Genomic DNA, 21,680 nt, shown 5'->3' on the forward strand with positions numbered 1-21,680 from the left:
TTAGCATGAGTAGTTTTACAGGCAAAGCCGAAACGGATGATAACCACCTACTGAAGTAGGTGGTTTAGGGCTGAAAACAAAAAAAGGAGAGCTAACCTGCTCTCCTTTGTATTTTAACCGTGGATAAACTAAGCCACATTAACCGATTTAGCTAAACTGCTACTTTGGAAAAACTCATCATGCAATGCGCAAATCGCGTGCTGGTATTCCTTATCACTGACAACAAATTGCACATTTACATTTCTCAATGATGAGTGCAGTGCAACTGGCGTAACACCATTATTCATCAATGCAAGTACACCTTTTGCCAACGTCTTGTTGGTATCAATTTGTGAACCGATGGCTGAGATAAGCGCGACCATACGGCCTTTAATCGAGGCATTCGGATAACGTTTCTCGGCTTTATACAATACTTTGTTTAAGCTATCAGTACTGCCACCTAGATAATAAGTAATAGAGTTCGCGTTCATCTCTTTACCAACCAAACTTACACGAGCATCGGAGATGATTTCCATCAATTCATAACTAACGTTATCGGCTTTTCCCACCATTGCTTGGTCAAACAAATGCAGTGCAAATACTTTTTCTTTACCTGCGATAATCTCGACTTTGTCTTCTTCTGGGCGGTAGCTTGAAGAGATCAAAGTACCTTCGTGTTCAGGTTCGAATGTATTTTTAATCTGTAGCTCAATACCACTTTCACGCAAACCCGCAGCGGCATTTGGGTGAATCGCTTCCATGCCAAGGTTCGCAAGTTGGTCTGCTACGTCATAGTTTGTACTACCAATTGGTAATACTTTTTTAGGACCAACAACGCGTGGGTCTGCTGAGCTCAAGTGGTACTCTTTGTGAATTACTGCTAAATCCGCTTTTGTTATTGCTGCAATTCGGCTAAATGTCATCTCACTATAACCTCGGTCATAAGTGTGCATTAGGCCCTCTTTACAGTAAGCATAACCTGTCACGATTGGCAGTTCTTTTGATACATCGATATCAGCAAACGCGTCACTGATCGACTCATCAAGGCTTCTTGGCGCTTGATTATCCCAACCAGACAGGTCAACGAACTTAGCGTTAATACCCATATTTTTTAGTTTTAGTGCTGTGTTGTAAGCACTATGTGCCTCACCGATAGACGAGAGAAACTCTCGAATTTGAGGCAAGTACTGGCGCAACGAAAATTGACCGTACTGACAGGTTTCTAAAATATTCGCGATACAGTTTTTCGCTTCAGCAATGCGGGAGCGAATGAATTTATCCGCACGGATACGATTCATTGGGTCCGCAAAAATATTTTCATTGGTCAGCAACATACGGCTTTCAACGTACGCTAACGCTTCTTCCCATTTGTCGTCGCGTTTCGCGATAAGCTGATAAACGCCTGGTTTACTGGTTTTTTTACACTCAAGCAGCGCATCGGTCATACCACCGTATGCAGATACGACAAAAATACGATTGTATGGTGTTTTGGGACGAAGAATAATATTGTCGAGAACAGCATCAAATGCTGTCATTGATGTACCGCCGATTTTTTCTACGGTAAATGTCATGATAAGCCTTTTTTTGATTGGTAACTTTAAAAAGAAAAAAGAAGAGATAGTTAAGTGTGGGGTGGCAAAGCACCCCACCATCATCTTTTAGTCAACGAGAGGATAAACACCGTTTTCATCGTGCACTTCAGCGCCAGTAATCGGTGGGTTAAACACACACGCCATTACCATTTCTTTATTCTTATAAGCTCTCAAGTAGTGCTCATCGTGTTTATCAAGGATGTATAATGTACCTGGTTTAATTGGGTACGTTTCTCCACCTACAACTTCAATCTCACCTTCACCACTCATACAAAACACCGATTCAAGGTGGTTTTGATAGTGAATATGAGTTTCTGTATCTTCATAAATCGTTGTGATGTGGAAAGAGAAACCCATGTTGTCGTCTTTCAACAACATGCGGACACTTTCCCAGTTATCTGAAACAACACGTCGTTCGCTGTTGCGGCATTCATCTAGAGTTCTGACGATCATAATTAAAATCCTTATTAAGATGCTTGTTTGAAATGTTTCGCAGCGATAGTCTCTACTGCATTTTCAAAGATGCTTAGTCCTTGATCTAGCTCTGATTCGCTGATAGTTAGTGGACAGAAGAACTTCACAACTTCATCGTCTGGACCCGCTGTCTCTATCACCATTCCATTCTCGAAACAGTTTTTCGCAATTTCAGATGCCATGTCACCATTGATACATTCAATACCAACCATCATGCCGCGGCCTTTTTTCTGCACAAACATTTGTGGAAAGCGACGAACACAACGGTCAATAACAGCACTTACCTTGTCTGAACACTGCTTGATGTGTGTTTCAAAATCATCGTTTGCCCAGTAAATTTCTAGTGCTTTTGCCGCAGTAATAAAGGCGTGATTATTGCCACGGAACGTACCGTTATGCTCGCCTGGCTTCCACTGGTCAAGCTCAGGCTTAAGTAATACGACAGCCATCGGCAAACCGTAACCACCGATCGACTTCGATAGCGTCACGATATCCGGTTGGATACCAGACGGCTCGAAACTAAAGAAAGTACCGGTACGTCCACAACCTGCTTGAATGTCATCGACAATCACAAGAATGTCATTGGCTTTACAGATTTTGCTCAAACGTTGTAACCACTCGTTTGAAGCAGCATTTAAACCACCTTCACCCTGCACAGTTTCAAGAAGTACAGCGGCTGGTTTATCCATACCTGCAGAGTTATCATTTAGCATGGTTTCGAACAGCGCAAGACCATCTACGCCAGCGTAACCTTCAAATGGAATACGAGTGACGTTACTTAGACTAGAACCGTTACCTTGTCTGTGATGCTGGTTACCCGTTGCAGCCAGTGCGCCAGCAGTACAACCATGGAAACCGTTAGTAAACGCAACGACGCTGTCGCGGCCTTTTACTTTTTTAGCCAGCTTCAATGCCGCCTCAACAGCGTTAGTACCTGTTGGGCCCGTAAACTGAACCTTGTAATCCAAGTTTCTTGGTTTAAGGATGTAAGTATCCAACGCTTCCAGAAACGATGCTTTCGCTTCTGAGTGCATATCCAAACCGTGAGTAATACCGTCCATTTCAATGTACTCAAGCAACGCTTGTTTTAGTACTGGATTGTTATGGCCATAATTTAGAGATCCCGCTCCAGCAAGGAAGTCTAAGTATCGTTCACCTTGTTCTGTTTCTAGCCAGCAGCCTTTCGCTTTACGAAAAACGACCGGGAAATTGTTTGAATATGAGCGTACGTTGGATTCCTGCTTTTTGAAAATATCCATGATGAGACCGTTTTTAATTCCTATTGTTTGAGGATTATTTGAGAGGAATGCGATACAAATACTCTGTATCGTGTTTGCCTTTAAAGTGGGCTTCTTCATCCAAAAATGTGCTTACTTGGCCAGAATTGCCGTTCATCGCATCTAACTTTTTGAACAGTGCCCAAGAGGCTTTATTATCTTCCGTGATGGTAGTTTCTACCGATTTAACACCGCCTAATTCCTCTCGGGTGAGAAGTTCTTTCAACATGCGGAATGCTAAACCATGACCTCTAAAGCGAGGTGAGACTGCAACTTGCCAGACAAATAAAACGTCTTGCTCGTCTGGTTTCTGATAACCGGAAATGAAACCTGCGATTTCGCCTTTTTGCTCAACCAAAATACTGGTTTTGCTGAAATGCGTAGACTGTAGGAAATTGCAATAAGATGAGTTCATGTCCAATGGAGGACAGTCTGCAATCAAGCTGTAAATGTCGTCACCATCAGAGATTTTAGGCTCACGAAAAATCCATTTTTTACTTGAGTCTTCTCCAATCTCTGGATAAAGGACCCAAGGTGCTGATGTGATCATGTGAAAATACATATCCTTTGAGGTCTAATTAAATTTCCTTTTTATTATGGGCATCCCTCGCGACTAAAAATCAAATAATCCGCCTTTTTATCGGTATTTTTGTGACACACATCACAAAAACAAGCCTATTAACCAAAAGTTAAAATAGTTCGAGGTCTAATTTATTAAATAGTCACCTAAATACGCAGTACAAAAAACAACCAGAATAAGACCATTTTCCATGCTGTTCATTTCTCAGAGAAAAATAGAAATCCAAAAAAAAGCGGCATGCTTTCGCATACCGCTTTTATCAATAATTTAATTGCTGATACTAGTTATTTTGATTTATTAGAAACCGCCTTTGGACGAGGTTCATCCATCAAACCTTTTATCAAAGATACCGTTGCAACAAGCAAAACAATAGTAAATGGTAAACCAGTCGTCACCGCCATTGCTTGAGCAGCAGCTAGACCACCACCCAACATCAATGCAATCGCAACCAAACCTTCAAACGTACACCAGAACACGCGTTGTGGCGTTGGTGCATCGACCTTACCGCCCGCAGCAATAGTATCAATAACCAGTGATCCTGAGTCAGAAGAGGTAATGAAGAACACCACGACTAAGATAATGCCGACAAAAGATGTTATCTCAGCCAATGGCATAACATCTAACATGGCAAAAAGTTTTAAAGGTAGTTCTGCGTTAAACACCGCCTCGTAGCCATCATTAACGTATTGGCTAATTGCGTTACCGCCAAAAGCCGTCATCCATAACACACAAACTGAAGATGGGATAAGAATAACGCAAATAATAAACTCACGAACTGAACGACCGCGAGACACACGTGCGATGAACATACCCACAAATGGTGACCAAGAAATCCACCACGCCCAGTAAAACGCCGTCCAGCCTTGAGAGTAATTCACATCCTCTCGTCCAAATGGCATAGATAAGGCAGGGATATTAGCCACATAGGAAACGATGTTCTCGAAGAAACCAGTTAAAATCGCAATCGTCGGGCCAACAACAATAACAAATAGCAATAGCAGCGCTGCAAGACCCATGTTGATTTCAGATAAGATTTTCACGCCCTTATCGAGTCCAGCCACAACAGAGATTAAAGCGAGCGCAGTAATACCAATAATCAATATAACCTGCGTGGTATTGGTCATTGGGACATCAAACAGGAAGTTCAAACCCGTTGCGGCTTGAGACGCACCGTAGCCTAGCGATGTTGCTAAACCAAAAACCGTCGCTACCACTGCAAGAATATCGATAATATGACCAGTCCAACCCCATACACGCTCACCAAACAAAGGGTAAAAAATTGAGCGCATGGTGAGTGGCAAACCTTTGTTAAATGAAAAGATAGCCAGTCCAAGAGCCAAGAGCGCGTATATTGACCACGGATGAAGTGCCCAGTGGTAAATCGTCGCAGCCATCCCTAATGCCGAAGCTGCAGTTGCATCGCCCTCTGCACCACCTAGCGGTGCCCAGTCAGTACGTACACCATTCTCAACGCTCACGCCACCAATCGCAGAACTAAAATGGGACATCGGTTCTGATACACCGAAGAATACGAGACCAATGCCCATACCTGCAGCAAATAGCATTGCCAACCATCCGGCATAGGAGTAATCCGGTGTTGCTTCAGTACCACCGATTCGCACACGGCCCAATGGTGTGAAGATCAATCCGACACAGACAATGACAAAAATATTACCTGAAGCGAGAAAAAACCAGTCTAAATTGTGTAACAAACCCGCTCGTAGGTCTGCAAAAAACGGCTCTACCTGTTCTCGGAATAATAGTGTTATCACAACAAACATGACGATTGCTAAGCCAGAAATTGCAAAAACACGGTTGTGAATATCAAGGCCAAATGGGCCTACCTTTAGCGCAACGTTATCCTGACCAATTTGATAGTCAGTATCTATTGCGTTTACTTTTCCATCGGGGCGTTGAATGCCACCGTTATTATCGGTGCTCACGGATAATCTCCTTAAAAATACGTGACCAAGTTTAAATTACTTTCGTCGGAGTTCGAGTAATGAAACGTCTTCATCACTACCAAGCACATGTTCATAAAACATTGTTCTTATAAGCGGTTACTCAATCCGTCATCATAATCTTAAAGCCCCCTATCTCTCATTGCATTTTATTGTTTTCACCATAAATAACGCCTATTGCCAAACCGAAGATATTGGCATGTTTCGATTAAAGTGATACTGCAGTTGTGCTTGAAACAGCTCCGCAGTTGCTAACGCATCCGTCAGGGCATGGTGAGGTTGATAAGCAGGGAGGCCATATCTTTCACGAGCGTGCCCTAATCGTACAGAACCGGGTTTCTTGCCTTTCAACTTATTGATAAAACCTCTGCATTCACGGCGTTGTATCGCATACTCAATATCTAACGTATCAACAACAGGAAACTGTATCCCCTCTCCGATGCTATTTAGCAAGGCGTTATTAAAGAACTGCCTTTCAATGTTCTTGTAGTGAACAAGTACCACTTTGCCTGACAACGCATCCAATATTTCACCCAAGATCTGAGACAGCTGCGGCGCGTTTTTAACCTCAGAGTCAGTGATACCGTGAATAATGACAGACTCGTGGTTTAACTCTCTGTTTGGGTTAACGACCCAATGAGCAGAACCATTACATTGAACACGATCAATAGTGAACGGCACAAGTCCGATCGTGAGAATGACATCCTCTTCCGAGTTCAATCCTGTTGTCTCAAAGTCTACCGAGACAAATGGCACTTGTTCAATTGGTGTTTCCCCATTAACCATCGGTGTCGAATAGTAGCGTTTGAGCCTCTCGTCTTTCGCTTCTTTAGCTAGTTGTTTGAACAACATTGACCACTCTGGCGTCTGGGATGTATCCAACAACGGCTGTTCTTTTTCTACTTTTTTTGAGAACCACATTATTTGCTACTTCTCTGGTATCGAAACTTAATGAAGTTCTGAGCGTTACTTAGAATTTGAAATGCTGCTTTTAAGTTTCGACGTTCAAATTCAGACATGTTCTCCGGCTCAATATTGTTGTCTGGCTCTTCTCTATTTTCTATATCAAGGGCTTGGTGACGAATTCGAACCATGTAGATTAGCTCCATCGCATCCCTTAAATCCAAACCTCGACCTTTCGGTAAAATGCCAGCATCATTAATGTCATCTAAACGGTCGAAAGAGTTTTGCGATCGCGAACCGATTGCCAGAGAATGCACCCGTATTAAATCGGCCAACGGAGCCGTCCCCCTTCGCTTCAAGTTAATCGAGTTGCGATGACGACCATCTTTCTCCATCACAAAGTCTTTGAAAAAGCCCAGTGGAGGCGTCCTACGTATTGCGTTATACGCCATACAAGCAAGAAAGCGGTTATTTCTTTTCGCTCGTCTCACAATAAAGCTGCTTAATTGCTCCGCCCATTTCACTCGCCCATGCACACCGAGGAGATCAAAAAAGATATTACTATTTAACAATCTCTCAGGGGTTGGATTGTCTATCCAGTTTCCAAAGCATTCTTCCCATTCTGCACGAGTTTTTCGCCATTCTGGGTTGGTAGCCATAATGTCTCCAGTACAATAAGCATAGCCGCATGCCGCTAAACCATCACAAACAAATTTAGCAAACTTTTCAAAGTACTCTCCGTGAATCTCAACGTCATAACTGTTATCGAGAATAAGGGCGTTATCTTGATCCGTTACAATTAGCTGCTCATCCCTCGCCATTGAACCCATTGCGACTAAACAATAAGGAATGGGCGCTGGGCCGAACTCTTGCTCAGCTAATTCAGCGAGGCGTTGTTTGAAACTACTGCCTATAACCGACATGGCTCGACCAATCATGTGCGCGTTGGCATCTTCATTGACCATTCTTACGAAACAGTCTTTTACTTGTTCAGAAACCTGCTTGAGATCCTCGACACTGGTTTGCTGAAAAATAGAGCTCACTAGCAATAGGCTGTTCTGAGATTCGTAACGAACGATGTCCGTCATGCCAATAATTCCTATCGGCTTTTTATCTTTTAAAATTGGTAAATGATGCACGTTGTAACGCAACATGGTTAACATGGCCTCAAACACATAGGCGTTATAATCCAATGAAACCACGTCATAACTCATGACCTCACTCACTGGAATATTGGTATCAATACCTTGAGCTAGTACGCGAATGCAAAGATCGCGATCAGTCAATATTCCAAGCAGCTGTTCATCATCTTCTTCTGTGAGCTCCTCTGTCGGGCGAATAATGAGCAGAGAGGTGACATTTTCCTCTGCCATTAGTATCGCAGCTTCCTGAATTGAAGCCGTTGCCTCCAGAGTTACTGGATCTCTTGCTAAGATTTTACGTGCCTTAGCGGTGGTAAAGTCATTGCTTTCGGAGCGGCTAGATATTGCGCTTCGCAAACGCGCGCTATCTTCCAGTTCCATGTAGTCCGCAAAGTTTTCAAACTCATCACAAAGTTCATTGAAGATGTTTTCCGGAATACAGTAAACGAGAGTGTCTTCTATCGCTTTGGCTGGCATACGTACGCGGTTGTTCATCAACAACCCCATCTGACCAAACAGTCCACCAGCATCAATCCTGTTGTAAAGTTCACCTTTACGTCGATAAATCTCTACCGCCCCACTTCTCACCATATACAAGTCGCGGATCGTATCTCCGAAGTTAAGGATTTTTGTTCCTTGCCGAAAGTATGCAACCTCGGCATTGAGAGCAATTTTTCTAAGCTGCTCTTCAGGTAGGTCATCAAAAGGTGGGTACTGGCTAATGAAATTGAGCACTTCTAACTGTTCGGCTTCCATTTTTTATTCCATACGTTGCCTAAACTACAGCGATAAATATCACCCTGAGTGAAATCAAGCAATAAATAAATCTAAGGATAACAGTACCTAACCGATTTCACAGGACCAAGTCTTAATCAAAAATTAGAGCTCTAACCTTTTTATATGTAGAGTTCTAAGCTATCAAAGCTTATATCTATGCAAGCGAGTTGAGTTGAAATGTACAAAAAAATTCAAAATAAATTCAACCCTACGTCAGGGCAACGTTATGGCGGATAAAAATACATCACAAGCAATTGTTTTAAATATAAAAAATAAGAACTGAACATACCTTGCTCAACGAACTCTCTATGCACGGCAGAACTAGTTAACCAACCCCCTTTCGTTGAAAGTTGAACTAAAATTAATTAGAGTACAAATCGTTAAACAGTTATAAACACACGAAAAAGGACAGATAACATGGATCCCATACTGGAAGTTAAGGGACTGTATAAAGTGTTTGGAGAAGACCCAGAGAGAGCCTTCTCGCTTATCGACAAAGGCGTCGATAAAGACGGTATTTTTGAACAGACAGGTTTAACAGTCGGCGTAAACGATGTATCTCTCACCATAAATGAAGGGGAAATTTTCGTAATCATGGGCCTTTCTGGCTCCGGGAAATCCACCCTTGTTCGACTTCTTAACCGGCTCATTGAGCCGACTAAAGGTAGTGTTTATCTCAAAGGAAGAGATATCGCCCACATCTCCGAAAATGAACTTCGAGAAGTTCGTCGTAACAATATCTCAATGGTGTTTCAAAGTTTCGCACTCATGCCACACATGACGGTGATTGAAAATGCCGCCTTTGGTTTAGAACTTGCCGGCATCGACGTTAATGAGCGTCAGAAAAGTGCCCTTTCCGCCTTAGAAAGAGTGGGTTTAGACCCTTATGCAGAATCTTTCCCTGACGAATTATCCGGTGGTATGAAACAGCGCGTTGGTTTAGCGAGAGCGTTAGCTTGTGATCCAGACATCCTATTAATGGATGAGGCGTTTTCCGCTTTAGACCCATTGATCCGTTCTGAGATGCAAGATGAGCTTATTCGTCTACAGAACGATGACAAACGCACAATTGTCTTCATTTCTCATGATTTGGATGAAGCAATGCGCATTGGCGACCGTATCGCCATCATGCAAAACGGTGAGGTTGTTCAGGTTGGTACACCTGATGAAATATTACACAGTCCAGCAAATGATTATGTCGAAGCGTTTTTCCGCGGCGTAAACATCGCAAGTGTCTTGACAGCAAAAGATATCGCGCGCAAGAAGCCAGCGGCTGTTTTTAAGAAATCGGAAAATGACGGTCCAGGCTCTGCGATGCAGATTCTGATGGATCACGACCGTGATTACGGTATTGTCGTCGATAAATCTAGCCGATATTCCGGCATCGTATCTCTTGATTCACTACGTTTGGCTCATAAAGAAAACCGTTCGTTAGCCAGTGCTCAATTACCGGATGAAGTTACTCTTCAGCCTGATCAGTCAATTAATGACATTTTGGGTCTGGTTGCTGGTGTTCCTTATGCCGTGCCTGTCGTAGATGAGAAAGGAACTTACTTTGGTGTCGTGACTAAATCACGTCTTCTACAAACACTAGATAAGGATTAACACGATGTCTTCAGAGCAAACTAACAATGATCCCTGGTCAAATACTGCTCCTGCGCAAGATGATCCTTGGTCGCAAGGTACAGAGGCCGCGCCAAGTAATGATTGGCTCAACTCAGAAACTGTAGAGCAAGCACCATTCGATATTATGAACCCATTCCAAGATGCGGTTTTACCCCTCGATAGCTGGGTAGAGTCCGGTTTGAACTGGCTGGTGGAACATGGTCGACCTGTTTTCCAAGCAATACGAGTTCCAATCGACTTTATTCTAACGTCGTTTGAAACTGCTTTGGTGTCTACACCTGCGCCTATAATGGTACTCATTTTATTTTTGCTAGCGTGGCAGTTTTCCAATGTAAAACTTGGTTTTTCTACTCTTGTATCCCTTGTTTTCATCGGCCTAATTGGTGCGTGGTCACAAGCGATGACAACGCTAGCACTGGTGTTAACCGCCGTTTTCTTCTGTTTGCTTATAGGGCTACCAATGGGGATATGGTTGGCAAGGAGCCAAACCGCTGCCAAATTTGTTAGGCCAATATTAGATGCAATGCAAACGACTCCCGCGTTCGTTTACCTTGTGCCAATTGTTATGTTGTTTGGTATTGGTAACGTTCCTGGCGTAGTAGTAACGATCATTTTCGCCCTGCCTCCCGTTGTGCGCCTGACTATTTTGGGTATTCAGCAAGTACCTGAAGAGCTTATCGAAGCTGGCCACTCTTTCGGGGCAAACAAAAAACAGATGCTTTATCGCATCCAGTTACCGTTGGCGTTACCAACCATCATGGCAGGTGTAAACCAAACCTTAATGCTGTCACTTTCTATGGTAGTGATTGCTTCAATGATTGCTGTTGGCGGCTTAGGCCAAATGGTACTTCGTGGTATTGGCCGACTTGATATGGGTCTTGCTGCCGTTGGTGGCTTAGGCATCGTTATTCTTGCGATTTTGTTAGACCGTATCACCCAGGTGTTAGGGGTTAATGCGGGCAACACTAAACTTCGCTGGTATCACACAGGTCCTGTTTCATACCTATTAAAACTGAAAACAAAGACGAACCAAGACGATCTAAAACTTAGGAGAAACATCAATGAATAATTCATGGAAGAAAGCGCTCTCTGTTGGAGCTCTAAGTACTATCGCATTTTCAACTTATGGTGTGGCAAGTGAACTACCGGGTGAAGGTGTCACTGTTCAGCCTGTTCAATCAACCGTTGCAGAAGAAACATTTCAAACGTTGATCGTAAACCGCGCACTTGAAGAGCTTGGTTACGATGTTAAACCGACCAAAGAAGTGGACTACAACGTAGGCTACACCTCTATTGCTAAAGGTGATGCTACTTTCTTAGCGGTTGGTTGGTTCCCTCTTCACGCCGATAAGTACACGATGTCTGGCGGTGATGATAAGTTCTTCCGTAAAGGCCAATACGTAAGTGGTGCTGCGCAAGGTTATTTGATCGATAAGAAAACCGCGGAAAAATATAACATCACGAACATTGGTCAGTTAAAAGATCCAAAATTGGCGAAGCTATTCGATGCAAACGGCGATGGCAAAGCGGACTTAACTGGCTGCAACCCAGGTTGGGGTTGTGAAATGGTTGTTGAACATCAGTTGGATGCTTTCAAACTTCGTGACACAGTAACACACAACCAAGGTAACTACGCGGCGATTATCGCTGATACAATCTCACGTTACAAAAAAGGCGATCCGATTCTTTACTACACTTGGACACCGTACTGGGTAAGTGGCGTTTTAGTTCCAGGGAAAGATGTTGTGTGGTTAGAAGTGCCATTCTCTTCACTTCCTGGTGAGCGTAAGGACATTGATACGACACTAGAGAACGGTAAGAACTACGGCTTCGAGATGAACTCTATGCGCATCGTTGCAAATAAAGAGTTTACAGAAAACAACCCTGCTGCTGCAAAGCTGTTTGAAATCATCAAACTAAATATCAATGATGTTAGTGCTCAGAATATGATGATGAGCCAAGGTAAGAACAGCTCAGCGGACATCGAGTCTCATGTAAATGGCTGGATCAAAGCGAACCAGAAAAAGTTCGACGCATGGGTCGAAGAAGCGAAGAAAGCCGCAATGTAATCATGCCTTTATCAACCTCTAGAGCCAGTTGGTGTTATCAACTGGCTCTTTTTTTACACAAACGCCCCTCCCCCTTACATAGACATACCAACACTTACACTACTCGACCATAAACCCACATTATAATTCACGTTTATTTCACGCTTGCTTTGCTAAAAACAACACAACATAACAATTAAACTATTCGAATAAATATGAAAAACTTATCAAAGAGCTCTGTGTGGGGGCCTTTGCAGCCAATTGCTGCCTTTTCTTTGTTTTCGCTTCTATTTCTGTCTATCTCAAGAGTTTTGCTAGCTTTTTGGCAGATTGACCGTATTGACTCTCTAAACGACTTAATTTACATCCTAGGTCAAGGTTTGCGCGTAGATATTGCAACGCTTTGCTGGTTATTTATTCTTCCAGCACTGTTTTCAACCTTCATGCCATTAACCGGTAAGATGGGAGAGTGTTGGAAGCGAATATTACGCATATGGATGGTTTTAGGGCTTTGGGTGCTTGTATACATGGAGCTAGCAACAGCGCCATTCATTCAGGAATACGACCTACGTCCAAACCGCCTGTTTGTGGAATACTTAATCTACCCAAAAGAAGTCTTGAGTATGCTCTGGACTGGCTACAAATTAGAACTGTTTATTGGTGCGTTAGGTACAGTTTTAACCATCACTTTAGGTTGGAAGTGGAGTAAGAAACTGACCGATAAGGCGCAGCAGGTCAACTGGAAATGGCGACCACTATTGGCACTTTTCGTTGTTCTTTTTGGGGTTGCAGGTGCTCGCTCATCTTTAGGGCACCGCCCGCTAAATCCTGCTATGGTCGCCTTTTCTAACGATCCACTGCTTAACGACTTAGCACTGAACTCATCTTACTCATTGTTGTTTGCGGTTAATAGCATGAAGTCAGAAAAGAGTGCTGAGCAGTTCTACGGAAAAATGGACACTCAAAAGATGTTGGAATTAGTTCGCACTTCATCAACAAAGTCCGACTTCACCCCTTCATTACTCCCAACCATGAACAGTAACCCCGCGACTTACCAGGGTAAACATAAAAACTTAGTGATTTTGCTACAAGAAAGCTTAGGCGCCCAATTTGTCGGTGCTTTGGGTGGTTTGCCTCTAACACCAAACCTTGATGAACTCATGAAGGAAGGTTGGCAGTTCACACAAATGTACGCCACTGGTACTCGTTCTGTTCGTGGAATTGAAGCCGTAACCACGGGCTTTCCTCCATCTCCGTCTCGCGCTGTAGTGAAGCTGAGTAAAAGCCAAACGGGTTTCTTTACTATCGCGGACTTACTAAAAGCTCAAGGCTATCACACGCAATTTATTTACGGCGGTGAAGCCAACTTTGACAACATGAAAACTTTCTTCTTTGGTAACGGTTTTGATCAAATAGTAGAAGAAGATGATTATAACAACCCAAGCTTTGTTGGCTCTTGGGGGGTTAGTGATGAAGATCTATATAACAAAGCAAACGAAGAGTTTGAACGCCTTTCAAAAAGCGACAAACCTTTCTTTAGCTTAGTTTTTACGTCAAGTAATCATAGCCCTTATGAGTATCCGAAAGGCAAAATTGAGCCATACGATTCAGAATATATGACACGTAACAACGCCGTAAAATATTCCGATTACGCTTTGGGCACTTTCTTTGAAAAGGCGAAAAAGTCATCTTATTGGGATGATACCATTTTCATTGTAATTGCAGATCATGATGCACGTGTTTCTGGCGCTAACCTTGTTCCGGTTAAGCACTTTCACATTCCAGCATTGATCCTTGGTAAAGGCATTCAACCACGTAAAGATGACCGCATAGCAAACAACATAGACATGCCGCCTACACTGTTATCTCTGATTGGGGTAGATGCTAAAACACCGATGATTGGTCGTGATTTAACGAAGCCACTGGCTCGCGAAGATGAACGCGCAATGATGCAATACGACAAAAACTTTGGTTATTTAACGCGCGACAATCTCGTTGTGCTTTCCCCTGGTGAAAAGGTATCGACCCTGACGTACGACTTTAAAGACCAAACCATGAAGCCGCTAGAGGTGGACGAGTCTATTATCGAGCGTGCAAAAGCAAACGCATTATTTGCATCTAAAGCGTATCAAAACAACTGGTATTCTTCCAAACACACTCATTAATACCAATGATTCCGCTGATAAAAAGGAGCTAAACGGCTCCTTTTTCTTATTCTGTCACTCACCTCGGGAATGTTCTACTGACAACTCCTGTCGTTCCTTTACGTTAGATTGCCCCTACTATTTCTAATTGATTAAGGAACAAACCATGCTGACTATCAATTCATTCGTTCTCTACGTTGAGGACATCCACATAAGCCAAGTTTTTTATTCGAAACTGTTCGAACGCAAAGTCACGCAGTTGTCTCCAACCTTTGCCGCTATTCCAATGACCGAAGGCTTAACGTTGACACTCAAGCAAAGAGATAATCTTTCACCCCACAGCGGAATTAGAGGTGGTGGCACCGAGCTGTCTTTATCAGTGCCCAACAGGCATACGTTAGAGCGCATTTACAAGCGCTGGAAAGACCTAGGTGTTGAGTTTGTTCAACCACCAGCGACATCAGTGTATGGGTTAAATTTTATGGCTATCGATCCAGATAAGCATCGCATTCGTGTTTTCATAAATGAATAAAAATGCGTTAAAAATGCTTTTTACCCATTCCCAATGTGACTTCAATAAATTAGACTCAAGGAAACATCAAAAGCGGCGTAGTAATAAGAAGGAATGCCCATGAGCTCAAGTATGATCCTTAGCGAATCCCTAATCGAGAGCGGAAGAGATATCCCCCTCAAAGAACTGCTTTATGCAAAGCGCGTGCTGGATAACTACATGGCAGTAGCCAAAGAAAGTAGCCCGCTTGAGCTATTAACTGAGATGAAATCGGCAGCAAAGCAAGTAGAATACTTTACAACGACGAGTAACCCGTGTGAGGCTCGTAATGTCATCAGTCAGATGATTGATAAAATCGACACCGCGGAATCTTTTGCTTCGTTCAAAGCATTAGCAGGTAAGCCATCTCAAGCACTCAATGAACTAATTGAAGATCGAGCTCAGCTGATTAAACACGAACGAGAGCTCCTGCTCGCCTCAGGCTATGACGCCTCACGAATCTAATATACGCGACAGGCTAAAAGTCATAGCTAACAACGAAAAAGGAGCTCTTAAAGAGCTCCTTTTGCTTTTCAAAACCGGATACAAAAGACTTAAAGGCCGATATCTTCCGTTATTGCTTTGATTTGTTTGAGGTCCATTTTATAGACTTCAATCATTTGATCGACCTGACTTAGTCGTGAATTAGCTTCATCATGTTTATCACACGCGTCCGACTTCACGTCCCAAGATTTGCCTTCTAAAAATACGTCACACTCTTTCTTGAGTTTCTCAATCTTAGGTAATAATTTCGACCGTTCTTTCTCGAGAGACTCTAATTCTTGCGAAATTTTCAGCTCTTTCTGGAATACTTCGCGGGACCGCTCAAACATAGTCGCTTGCATATCCGCTTGACGACTCAACTTCTCATTTTCTGACTTCGTCGTGTTGATCTTATCTGCCTGCTGCTTCAATTGAGACTCTAGTGACAAGTTAACCTTCTCGACCTCAGTCAATTGCTTTTGCAACTTCTTAAGTGCTTTCTGGTGCGCTTCGTCTTTCGCGGCAAGTAACTCACTAACTTGGTTTTGTATTTCTTGGTCAAGCGCCTCTTCACGCACTTTTACTTGAGATTCCAACTGGGTTTTATCTTGCGTTAGTGCTTGATACTTTTCTTCTAATACGTGGTAAGTCGATTCCCACTTGTTCGCAGTGACAACCGATCCAACAAGGCCACCAAATGCCAAGCCTAACACCGCAGCGATTGCGATATAGATATGCGTACGTTTGTCACGCTCTTCAATGACAACTACGTCGTCTTGCTCTTCCATTTTGTTCTGAGAACTCACCGTATACTACTCCAAGGACTCTTTTACTTTGCTAGCGGATCAATTCCGCAAACATAATTGATGCTGTATAAATCAGAAATGCGCCAATTAATGTTATAACGGTCGCTTTTTGGACTTTTTCATTGGTTCGATAACGAAACAGCACAAATGCTACTGCAATCAACACCGCAATGGCTAATAATCTGGTCATACCGCCTCCTTGTCCACTCATGAAAAACTGCCTAGGTCCGTAGACTGTTTCACAAAGATTCATTGTAACCCATTTATACGTACCATAAGGTCAACTTAGCGTAGATTTTAAAATAAGTGCTCCGATTTTAATCAATTTTGTGTCCTTAATTGAATAACTTATGTCGTAACGATCGAAACACATTTATCGTTCTGAAGTGTTTTTGGGTTCCATTCCCTAACCCAATAAATTTTATTTATGCCGTGACTCGCACAAAAAGATTGGCAAACATACCTTCATGAAAATAGATAAGGTTATTTCATTGAAAATAAATTGACATAGGGTGTTGAAATGGACCAAAAACATGATAGAGTTCACACGTTAATGATGACCAGCATCATTAACTAACCTTTACTCATTTAATTGAGTAATTGTTCCGATGAAGACTGCAGGAGAGTGGTTATTAATCAAATTTTAACATTTGATTAGCATAACTCGCCGAAGAATTAACTATTTCAGGTGCTACCTAGGTAGCGGGGACTGTAGTTGGAGGAACCTCTGGAGAGAACCGTTAAATCGGTCGCCGAAGGAGCAAGTCTTGCACTCACGCAAGGTGAAACTCTCAGGCAAAAGGACAGAGGAGTGGAAAGTTACAACCTAACTATTTTGCTTGGCCTTCCCGCCTACAACCAATAGCTTAGTTCTTTTAGAGATCGTTGATCTCGTCCTTTCCCTCTTCTCCTTATTAGTTGTTTTATTAAGGGGAAATCATGAACAACCTACAATCTTTACTACAAACCATCGATAATTTTGTCTGGGGTCCACCGCTGCTTATTTTGCTAGTAGGTACAGGTGTTTACTTCACTTTTAGCCTTGGTTTGATCCAGTTTAAACACCTCCCAACAGCGCTAGCGATGGTATTCAGTAAAGATAAGTCATCTAATACTCAAGGTGACGTTTCTAGCTTTGCAGCTCTTTGTACTGCGCTCTCAGCAACAATTGGTACTGGTAACATTGTTGGTGTTGCCACAGCAATCAAACTCGGTGGACCAGGCGCTCTATTCTGGATGTGGCTCGCTGCCCTTTTCGGAATGGCGACTAAATACGCCGAATGTTTGTTGGCGGTTAAGTACCGAAGAGTCGATGATAAAGGCCAAATGATTGGTGGCCCAATGTATTACTTGCAATACGGTGTTGGCTCAAAAGCTCTCGCGATCATGTTTGCAGTGTTTGCTTTGGGTGTTGCTTGTTTTGGTATCGGTACGTTTCCACAAGTAAACGCGATTCTGGATGCAAGTGAGATATCTCTTGGTGTTAACCGTGAGCTATCTGCCTTCGTACTAACTCTTTTGGTTGCTTTCGTAACTTTGGGTGGCATCAAATCCATTGCTAACGTTGCAGGAAAAGTGGTTCCTACCATGGCTGTATTTTATGTGTTGGCGTGTTTAAGCGTGATCATCATGAATGCAGACCAATTGTTCAATGCCGTTGAATTAGTGCTGGTTTCAGCCTTTACATCAACAGCAGCGACTGGTGGTTTTCTAGGTGCAAGCATCATGTTGGCAATCCAATCAGGTATCGCTCGCGGTGTGTTCTCAAATGAATCAGGTTTGGGTAGCGCGCCTATGGCAGCAGCAGCAGCGAAGACAGACTCTTGTGTTAAACAAGGCCTAATTTCAATGACGGGTACCTTTTTCGATACCATCATTATTTGTACCATGACAGGCCTTGCTCTAATCCTGACCGGTGCATGGCAAAGTGACCTTGCAGGTGCCGCGATGACGACTCATGCTTTTGCGGTGGGTTTAAATGCAGATACATTTGGCCCTATGCTCGTCTCAATCGGTTTGATGTTCTTCGCTTTTACCACCATTCTTGGTTGGAACTACTACGGTGAGCGTTGCGTTGTGTTCCTGTTCGGAACTAAAGCTGTGCTTCCATACAAACTGATTTTCGTTGGCTTGGTGGCATCTGGTGCATTCCTTCACCTCGATATGATTTGGCTACTGGCTGATATCGTAAACGGTCTGATGGCAATTCCTAACCTGATTGGTTTGATCGCACTGCGTCACGTCGTACTGGCAGAAACCAAACTGTTCTTTAGCTCAACATCGCAATCAGGTGAAGCAGTGAAAGCTTAGTGAAACGACAGCTGTTCGGTCACAAACTACCAGTAACGGAGAGCAAAGCACATTAGAAATGGTAAAAACATAAAGCCCGCTATTATTTAGCGGGCTTTATTTATCTTCGGTTAAATGGTTAATCTCTCAACCATTGATGCTCAACGTTTTCTCCACGTTCTTCAAAAAACTTCGCATTTTTTTGCTTGAATTGATCCGCTTTCAACTCTGATAGCGGCCAGTCTAAAAATGCTTCTGTTACAAACGAGTCGCCGACACCAACCTCAATCGATTCCAGATGTTTCCCGATGTAGCGATAAAAGTAGCCTTGCCCAAACGCATCGCACACCATAGGTACATGCCTGACACGTTGATGATTGACAGAGACCGAAGCCCAAGTCGTCGTTTTAGGTTCACAGGTTTGCTCTTTTACAACGTCGACCTCAAATTTATTGTCCATAGTTGTCGAAACAAAAACGACAATAGCGTCATGCAAATACACACGCCTGAGCAATAACTGTTTAGTGTCTTGAGTTCGCGTTTGTTGTATTCCATTAGCAAAAGGTTCGAAGTAGCCCCAGTGCCAAGACCAGATCATGCCGCGTTGCGCAAACTGTACTTGTGGCCACGTATGCCAAGCAACAGCGGCACCTATCCCCACAATAAATACAGCGAGTAGTATCAACAATCGATAAATATTACGCATTAAACGGGTTTTTCAATTAATAACTTCACACCAAGTGCGACTAATACTGCGCCCGTCGCGCCTTCCATCCACTTCATAAAGCTTGCATTCTTTAGTAGATTTTTAGCCGAGTTAAGCGCGCCAGCTAAACCACACTGCCAAACCATCGCAATAGCAAAGTGTACAGATGCCATCATCATTGATTGAAGCAAGGGTGAACCTTCTGGATTCACAAACTGTGGCAAGAAAGCCAAATAGAAGACCGCCGTTTTCGGGTTCAAGACGTTAGAAAGAAAGCCCTCTCTAAAAGAGCGCTTACCATTAAACACTTCGTGAATCTGCTCGGTCACGGTCAATCCATCTTTCGACGACATTAGCGCTTTTAAACTGCTCAAACCAAGCCAGATAAGATAAGCTGCGCCAATCATTTTTACGATTTGGAACAACTCTGCTGATTGCGCAAGAATCGCCGAGATACCAACCGCAGAAAAAAAAGCATGTACGAATAAGCCAAAGCAAATCCCTAGACTGGTTGTACATCCATCTTTTAGGCCCGATCGGCTAGTGTTACGGATAACAAGTGCAGTATCTAAACCTGGCGTTAACGTTAAAATCGTAATGGCAATAATAAATGCCTCGAAATTCAAAATATCCATATTATCGTGATAATTAATTGTCAATCCTTCATCAATACCGCCAATCCACAAGATTCGCAAGCTTCTTTTTTAAGAGAGCTATACAACTGGGTGAGTTTATGGACAATGGGTTGGAGTTAATTGTTAATTATTAGTAAATTAACGCAGGTTGCTTAGTGCAACACCATATGAAGGACCCGTTATCGGGTGTTTAGGGAAAGAACAAAAGAATAAGAGTAGTCACATGAACGCATTTACAAAACTCGTTGAACATTCCAAAAAAGTGGCAAATTTTGAGCATCTATCAGCCATCATAGATTGGGATCAAGCGGCGGTCATGCCACCTGGTGGCGCTGAAGCACGCTCGAATGCCACGGCAGAGCTCGATGTACATATCCATTCTTTAATGACTCAACCGCACTTGGGAGAGCTTTTCGCTCAGGCAGAAGAAGAGACGCTGTCTACAAAAGAAAAATCTATCCTAAGAGAAATGAAGCGTGGGTGGCAGCAAGCTAACTTACTACCAGAATCATTAGTTCAAGCTCAATCTCTTGCTGGCTCCAAATGTGAACATGCATGGCGTACGCAACGTGGAGAAAATGACTGGGCTGGTTTTGAAAAGAACTGGGCTGAAGTCGTAAAGCTATCGCAGGAAGAAGCGCAAATTAGAGCCGAAGCAAATGGCACGACTCCTTATGATGCCATGCTCGATGTTTATGAACCTGGCACAACGTCTGCGTCGTTAGACATTCTTTTTGCTGACGTGAAAACCTGGCTTCCTACTTTGATCGATGAAGCGCTTGAAAAACAACAATCAGACAACATCTTATTGCCAACTGCACACTACCCTGCGGAAAAGCAAAAAGCGCTCGGTTTGGAAGTCATGAAGCTACTTCAATTCGATTTTGAACACGGTCGACTTGATGAGAGTACCCACCCATTTTGTGGCGGTGTACCGACAGATGTGCGTATTACGACACGTTATAATGAAAACGAGTTTGTCCAATCATTGATGGGGATTGTCCACGAAACTGGCCATGCTCGATACGAGCAAGGGCTACCAAAAGATTTATCAGGAACACCCGCGGGAGAAGCTCGCTCTATGGGTATTCATGAATCACAATCACTCTTCTTTGAAATGCAAATAGGACGAAGCAGCGCGTTTATCGATCACCTCGCTCGACTGGCTTCTAACCATTTTTCTGGTAGTGAATTCGAAAAAGACAATTTAGCCAAAATTTACACTCGCGTAGAAAAAGGCTTTATTCGCGTAGATGCTGACGAACTAACATATCCTGCTCACGTTATTCTTCGATATGAAATTGAGCGAGATCTCATGAACGGCGTCATCAAACATACAGATGTACCAGAACTCTGGAACGAAAAGATGAAAGCGTACTTGGGGCTATCAACCGAAGGAAACTTCAAAAATGGCTGTATGCAAGATATCCATTGGACAGACGGAAGTTTTGGCTATTTCCCGTCCTACACGCTCGGTGCGATGTACGCTGCACAATTTATGGCAGCGATGAAACAAACCGTCGATGTAGATGCGGTTATTCGTTCTGGCGACTTAGCTCCGATATTCAATTGGCTCTCGGAAAACATCTGGAGTAAAGGTAGCTTATTCACCACTGATGAGTTGGTAAAACAAGCCACGGGTGAAACACTGAATGCTAAACACTTTCAAGCTCACCTAAAAGATCGCTACTTATAAAGCGAAAAGAAT

General features: G+C 43.0%; 19 protein-coding genes and 1 riboswitch. Of the genes, 8 read left to right on the forward strand and 11 right to left on the reverse strand.

All coding sequences use genetic code 11. The features are described 5' to 3' along the window. Positions 1–128: 128 nt before the first annotated feature. The 7 genes from R7P69_RS08015 to R7P69_RS08045 form a co-directional block, all read right to left on the reverse strand. Positions 129–1,550, reverse strand: a complete 1,422-nt coding sequence (locus R7P69_RS08015) for an aspartate kinase (RefSeq protein ID WP_238952313.1) — start codon at positions 1,548–1,550, stop codon at positions 129–131. Between the two features lie 87 nt (positions 1,551–1,637). Next, a complete protein-coding gene (locus R7P69_RS08020) occupies positions 1,638–2,024 on the reverse strand; it encodes an ectoine synthase (RefSeq protein WP_005377769.1) in 387 nt (128 codons plus the stop codon). Positions 2,025–2,038: 14 nt separating this feature from the next. After that, a complete protein-coding gene (gene ectB, locus R7P69_RS08025; protein WP_017820939.1) occupies positions 2,039–3,304 on the reverse strand; it encodes a diaminobutyrate--2-oxoglutarate transaminase in 1,266 nt (421 codons plus the stop codon). A 34-nt stretch (positions 3,305–3,338) separates the two neighbouring features. Next, positions 3,339–3,872: a diaminobutyrate acetyltransferase gene (ectA, locus tag R7P69_RS08030; RefSeq protein ID WP_005393379.1), complete on the reverse strand. Its 534-nt coding sequence runs from the start codon at positions 3,870–3,872 to the stop codon at positions 3,339–3,341. Between the two features lie 314 nt (positions 3,873–4,186). After that, the gene (locus R7P69_RS08035) at positions 4,187–5,845 is read right to left on the reverse strand and encodes a BCCT family transporter (RefSeq protein WP_238952312.1); all 1,659 of its coding nucleotides are present in this window, start codon (positions 5,843–5,845) and stop codon (positions 4,187–4,189) included. A gap of 192 nt (positions 5,846–6,037) precedes the next feature. Further along, positions 6,038–6,784, reverse strand: coding sequence for a 3'-5' exonuclease (locus tag R7P69_RS08040; protein ID WP_017820938.1), 747 nt, complete (start codon positions 6,782–6,784; stop codon positions 6,038–6,040). After that, entirely contained in the window at positions 6,784–8,664 is a 1,881-nt protein-coding gene (locus R7P69_RS08045) for a DUF294 nucleotidyltransferase-like domain-containing protein (protein WP_258619078.1), read from the reverse strand. Before R7P69_RS08045 ends, R7P69_RS08040 begins: the two co-directional genes overlap by 1 nt. Before the next feature lie 438 nt (positions 8,665–9,102). Between R7P69_RS08045 and proV the strand changes: the two genes are divergently transcribed. From proV to R7P69_RS08075, 6 genes are all read left to right on the forward strand, one after another. Beyond that, complete coding sequence (proV, locus tag R7P69_RS08050) at positions 9,103–10,290, forward strand: glycine betaine/L-proline ABC transporter ATP-binding protein ProV (protein WP_005377777.1); 1,188 nt, start codon at positions 9,103–9,105, stop codon at positions 10,288–10,290. A 4-nt stretch (positions 10,291–10,294) separates the two neighbouring features. After that, complete coding sequence (gene proW / locus R7P69_RS08055; protein WP_005377778.1) at positions 10,295–11,380, forward strand: glycine betaine/L-proline ABC transporter permease ProW; 1,086 nt, start codon at positions 10,295–10,297, stop codon at positions 11,378–11,380. Then, positions 11,373–12,380 carry a glycine betaine/L-proline ABC transporter substrate-binding protein ProX gene (proX, locus tag R7P69_RS08060; protein ID WP_005385703.1) on the forward strand — a complete coding sequence of 336 codons (1,008 nt, stop codon included), beginning with the start codon at positions 11,373–11,375 and terminating at the stop codon, positions 12,378–12,380. Before proW ends, proX begins: the two co-directional genes overlap by 8 nt. Positions 12,381–12,574: 194 nt before the next feature. Beyond that, entirely contained in the window at positions 12,575–14,524 is a 1,950-nt protein-coding gene (locus tag R7P69_RS08065; protein WP_238952310.1) for an LTA synthase family protein, read from the forward strand. A 145-nt stretch (positions 14,525–14,669) separates the two neighbouring features. Continuing rightward, positions 14,670–15,035: a VOC family protein gene (locus R7P69_RS08070; protein WP_017820936.1), complete on the forward strand. Its 366-nt coding sequence runs from the start codon at positions 14,670–14,672 to the stop codon at positions 15,033–15,035. Between the two features lie 99 nt (positions 15,036–15,134). Next, positions 15,135–15,518 carry a hypothetical protein gene (locus R7P69_RS08075; protein WP_005377782.1) on the forward strand — a complete coding sequence of 128 codons (384 nt, stop codon included), beginning with the start codon at positions 15,135–15,137 and terminating at the stop codon, positions 15,516–15,518. Between the two features lie 89 nt (positions 15,519–15,607). On the opposite strand, the gene R7P69_RS08080 is transcribed toward R7P69_RS08075, so the two are convergent. Next, positions 15,608–16,342, reverse strand: a complete 735-nt coding sequence (locus tag R7P69_RS08080) for a chromosome partitioning protein ParA (protein WP_033905210.1) — start codon at positions 16,340–16,342, stop codon at positions 15,608–15,610. A 31-nt stretch (positions 16,343–16,373) separates the two neighbouring features. Next, complete coding sequence (locus tag R7P69_RS08085; RefSeq protein WP_005377784.1) at positions 16,374–16,532, reverse strand: hypothetical protein; 159 nt, start codon at positions 16,530–16,532, stop codon at positions 16,374–16,376. A 527-nt stretch (positions 16,533–17,059) separates the two neighbouring features. Further along, positions 17,060–17,159: riboswitch (glycine riboswitch) on the forward strand. Positions 17,160–17,281: 122 nt separating this feature from the next. Here R7P69_RS08085 and R7P69_RS08090 point away from each other — a divergent pair. Further along, on the forward strand, positions 17,282–18,652 hold the full coding sequence (locus R7P69_RS08090; protein WP_047100667.1) for an alanine/glycine:cation symporter family protein: 1,371 nt from the start codon (positions 17,282–17,284) through the stop codon (positions 18,650–18,652). A gap of 118 nt (positions 18,653–18,770) precedes the next feature. Here R7P69_RS08090 and R7P69_RS08095 read toward each other — a convergent pair whose 3' ends face one another. Together R7P69_RS08095 and R7P69_RS08100 are read right to left on the reverse strand one after the other, a co-directional pair. Beyond that, positions 18,771–19,337 (reverse strand): hypothetical protein, encoded by a 567-nt coding sequence (locus tag R7P69_RS08095; protein WP_005385713.1) that lies wholly within the window; start codon positions 19,335–19,337, stop codon positions 18,771–18,773. Further along, positions 19,337–19,972, reverse strand: coding sequence for a LysE family translocator (locus R7P69_RS08100; RefSeq protein WP_017820932.1), 636 nt, complete (start codon positions 19,970–19,972; stop codon positions 19,337–19,339). The genes R7P69_RS08095 and R7P69_RS08100 overlap by 1 nt, the downstream gene beginning before the upstream one ends. 223 nt (positions 19,973–20,195) lie before the next feature. Between R7P69_RS08100 and R7P69_RS08105 the strand changes: the two genes are divergently transcribed. Then, positions 20,196–21,668 carry a carboxypeptidase M32 gene (locus R7P69_RS08105; protein ID WP_005377788.1) on the forward strand — a complete coding sequence of 491 codons (1,473 nt, stop codon included), beginning with the start codon at positions 20,196–20,198 and terminating at the stop codon, positions 21,666–21,668. The last annotated feature ends 12 nt before the right edge of the window (positions 21,669–21,680 follow it).

Source organism: Vibrio sp. 661 (genome assembly GCF_033339315.1).
GTDB lineage: Bacteria > Pseudomonadota > Gammaproteobacteria > Enterobacterales > Vibrionaceae > Vibrio > Vibrio alginolyticus.

Coding starts and splice junctions, on each gene's coding strand:
- R7P69_RS08015 (WP_238952313.1), bottom strand. CDS start 1,550: ATGACATTTACCGTAGAAAAAATCGGCGGTACATCAATGACAGCATTT.
- R7P69_RS08020 (WP_005377769.1), bottom strand. CDS start 2,024: ATGATCGTCAGAACTCTAGATGAATGCCGCAACAGCGAACGACGTGTT.
- ectB (WP_017820939.1), bottom strand. CDS start 3,304: ATGGATATTTTCAAAAAGCAGGAATCCAACGTACGCTCATATTCAAAC.
- ectA (WP_005393379.1), bottom strand. CDS start 3,872: ATGATCACATCAGCACCTTGGGTCCTTTATCCAGAGATTGGAGAAGAC.
- R7P69_RS08040 (WP_017820938.1), bottom strand. CDS start 6,784: ATGTGGTTCTCAAAAAAAGTAGAAAAAGAACAGCCGTTGTTGGATACA.
- R7P69_RS08045 (WP_258619078.1), bottom strand. CDS start 8,664: ATGGAAGCCGAACAGTTAGAAGTGCTCAATTTCATTAGCCAGTACCCA.
- proV (WP_005377777.1), top strand. CDS start 9,103: ATGGATCCCATACTGGAAGTTAAGGGACTGTATAAAGTGTTTGGAGAA.
- proW (WP_005377778.1), top strand. CDS start 10,295: ATGTCTTCAGAGCAAACTAACAATGATCCCTGGTCAAATACTGCTCCT.
- proX (WP_005385703.1), top strand. CDS start 11,373: ATGAATAATTCATGGAAGAAAGCGCTCTCTGTTGGAGCTCTAAGTACT.
- R7P69_RS08065 (WP_238952310.1), top strand. CDS start 12,575: ATGAAAAACTTATCAAAGAGCTCTGTGTGGGGGCCTTTGCAGCCAATT.
- R7P69_RS08070 (WP_017820936.1), top strand. CDS start 14,670: ATGCTGACTATCAATTCATTCGTTCTCTACGTTGAGGACATCCACATA.
- R7P69_RS08075 (WP_005377782.1), top strand. CDS start 15,135: ATGAGCTCAAGTATGATCCTTAGCGAATCCCTAATCGAGAGCGGAAGA.
- R7P69_RS08085 (WP_005377784.1), bottom strand. CDS start 16,532: ATGACCAGATTATTAGCCATTGCGGTGTTGATTGCAGTAGCATTTGTG.
- R7P69_RS08090 (WP_047100667.1), top strand. CDS start 17,282: ATGAACAACCTACAATCTTTACTACAAACCATCGATAATTTTGTCTGG.
- R7P69_RS08095 (WP_005385713.1), bottom strand. CDS start 19,337: ATGCGTAATATTTATCGATTGTTGATACTACTCGCTGTATTTATTGTG.
- R7P69_RS08100 (WP_017820932.1), bottom strand. CDS start 19,972: ATGGATATTTTGAATTTCGAGGCATTTATTATTGCCATTACGATTTTA.
- R7P69_RS08105 (WP_005377788.1), top strand. CDS start 20,196: ATGAACGCATTTACAAAACTCGTTGAACATTCCAAAAAAGTGGCAAAT.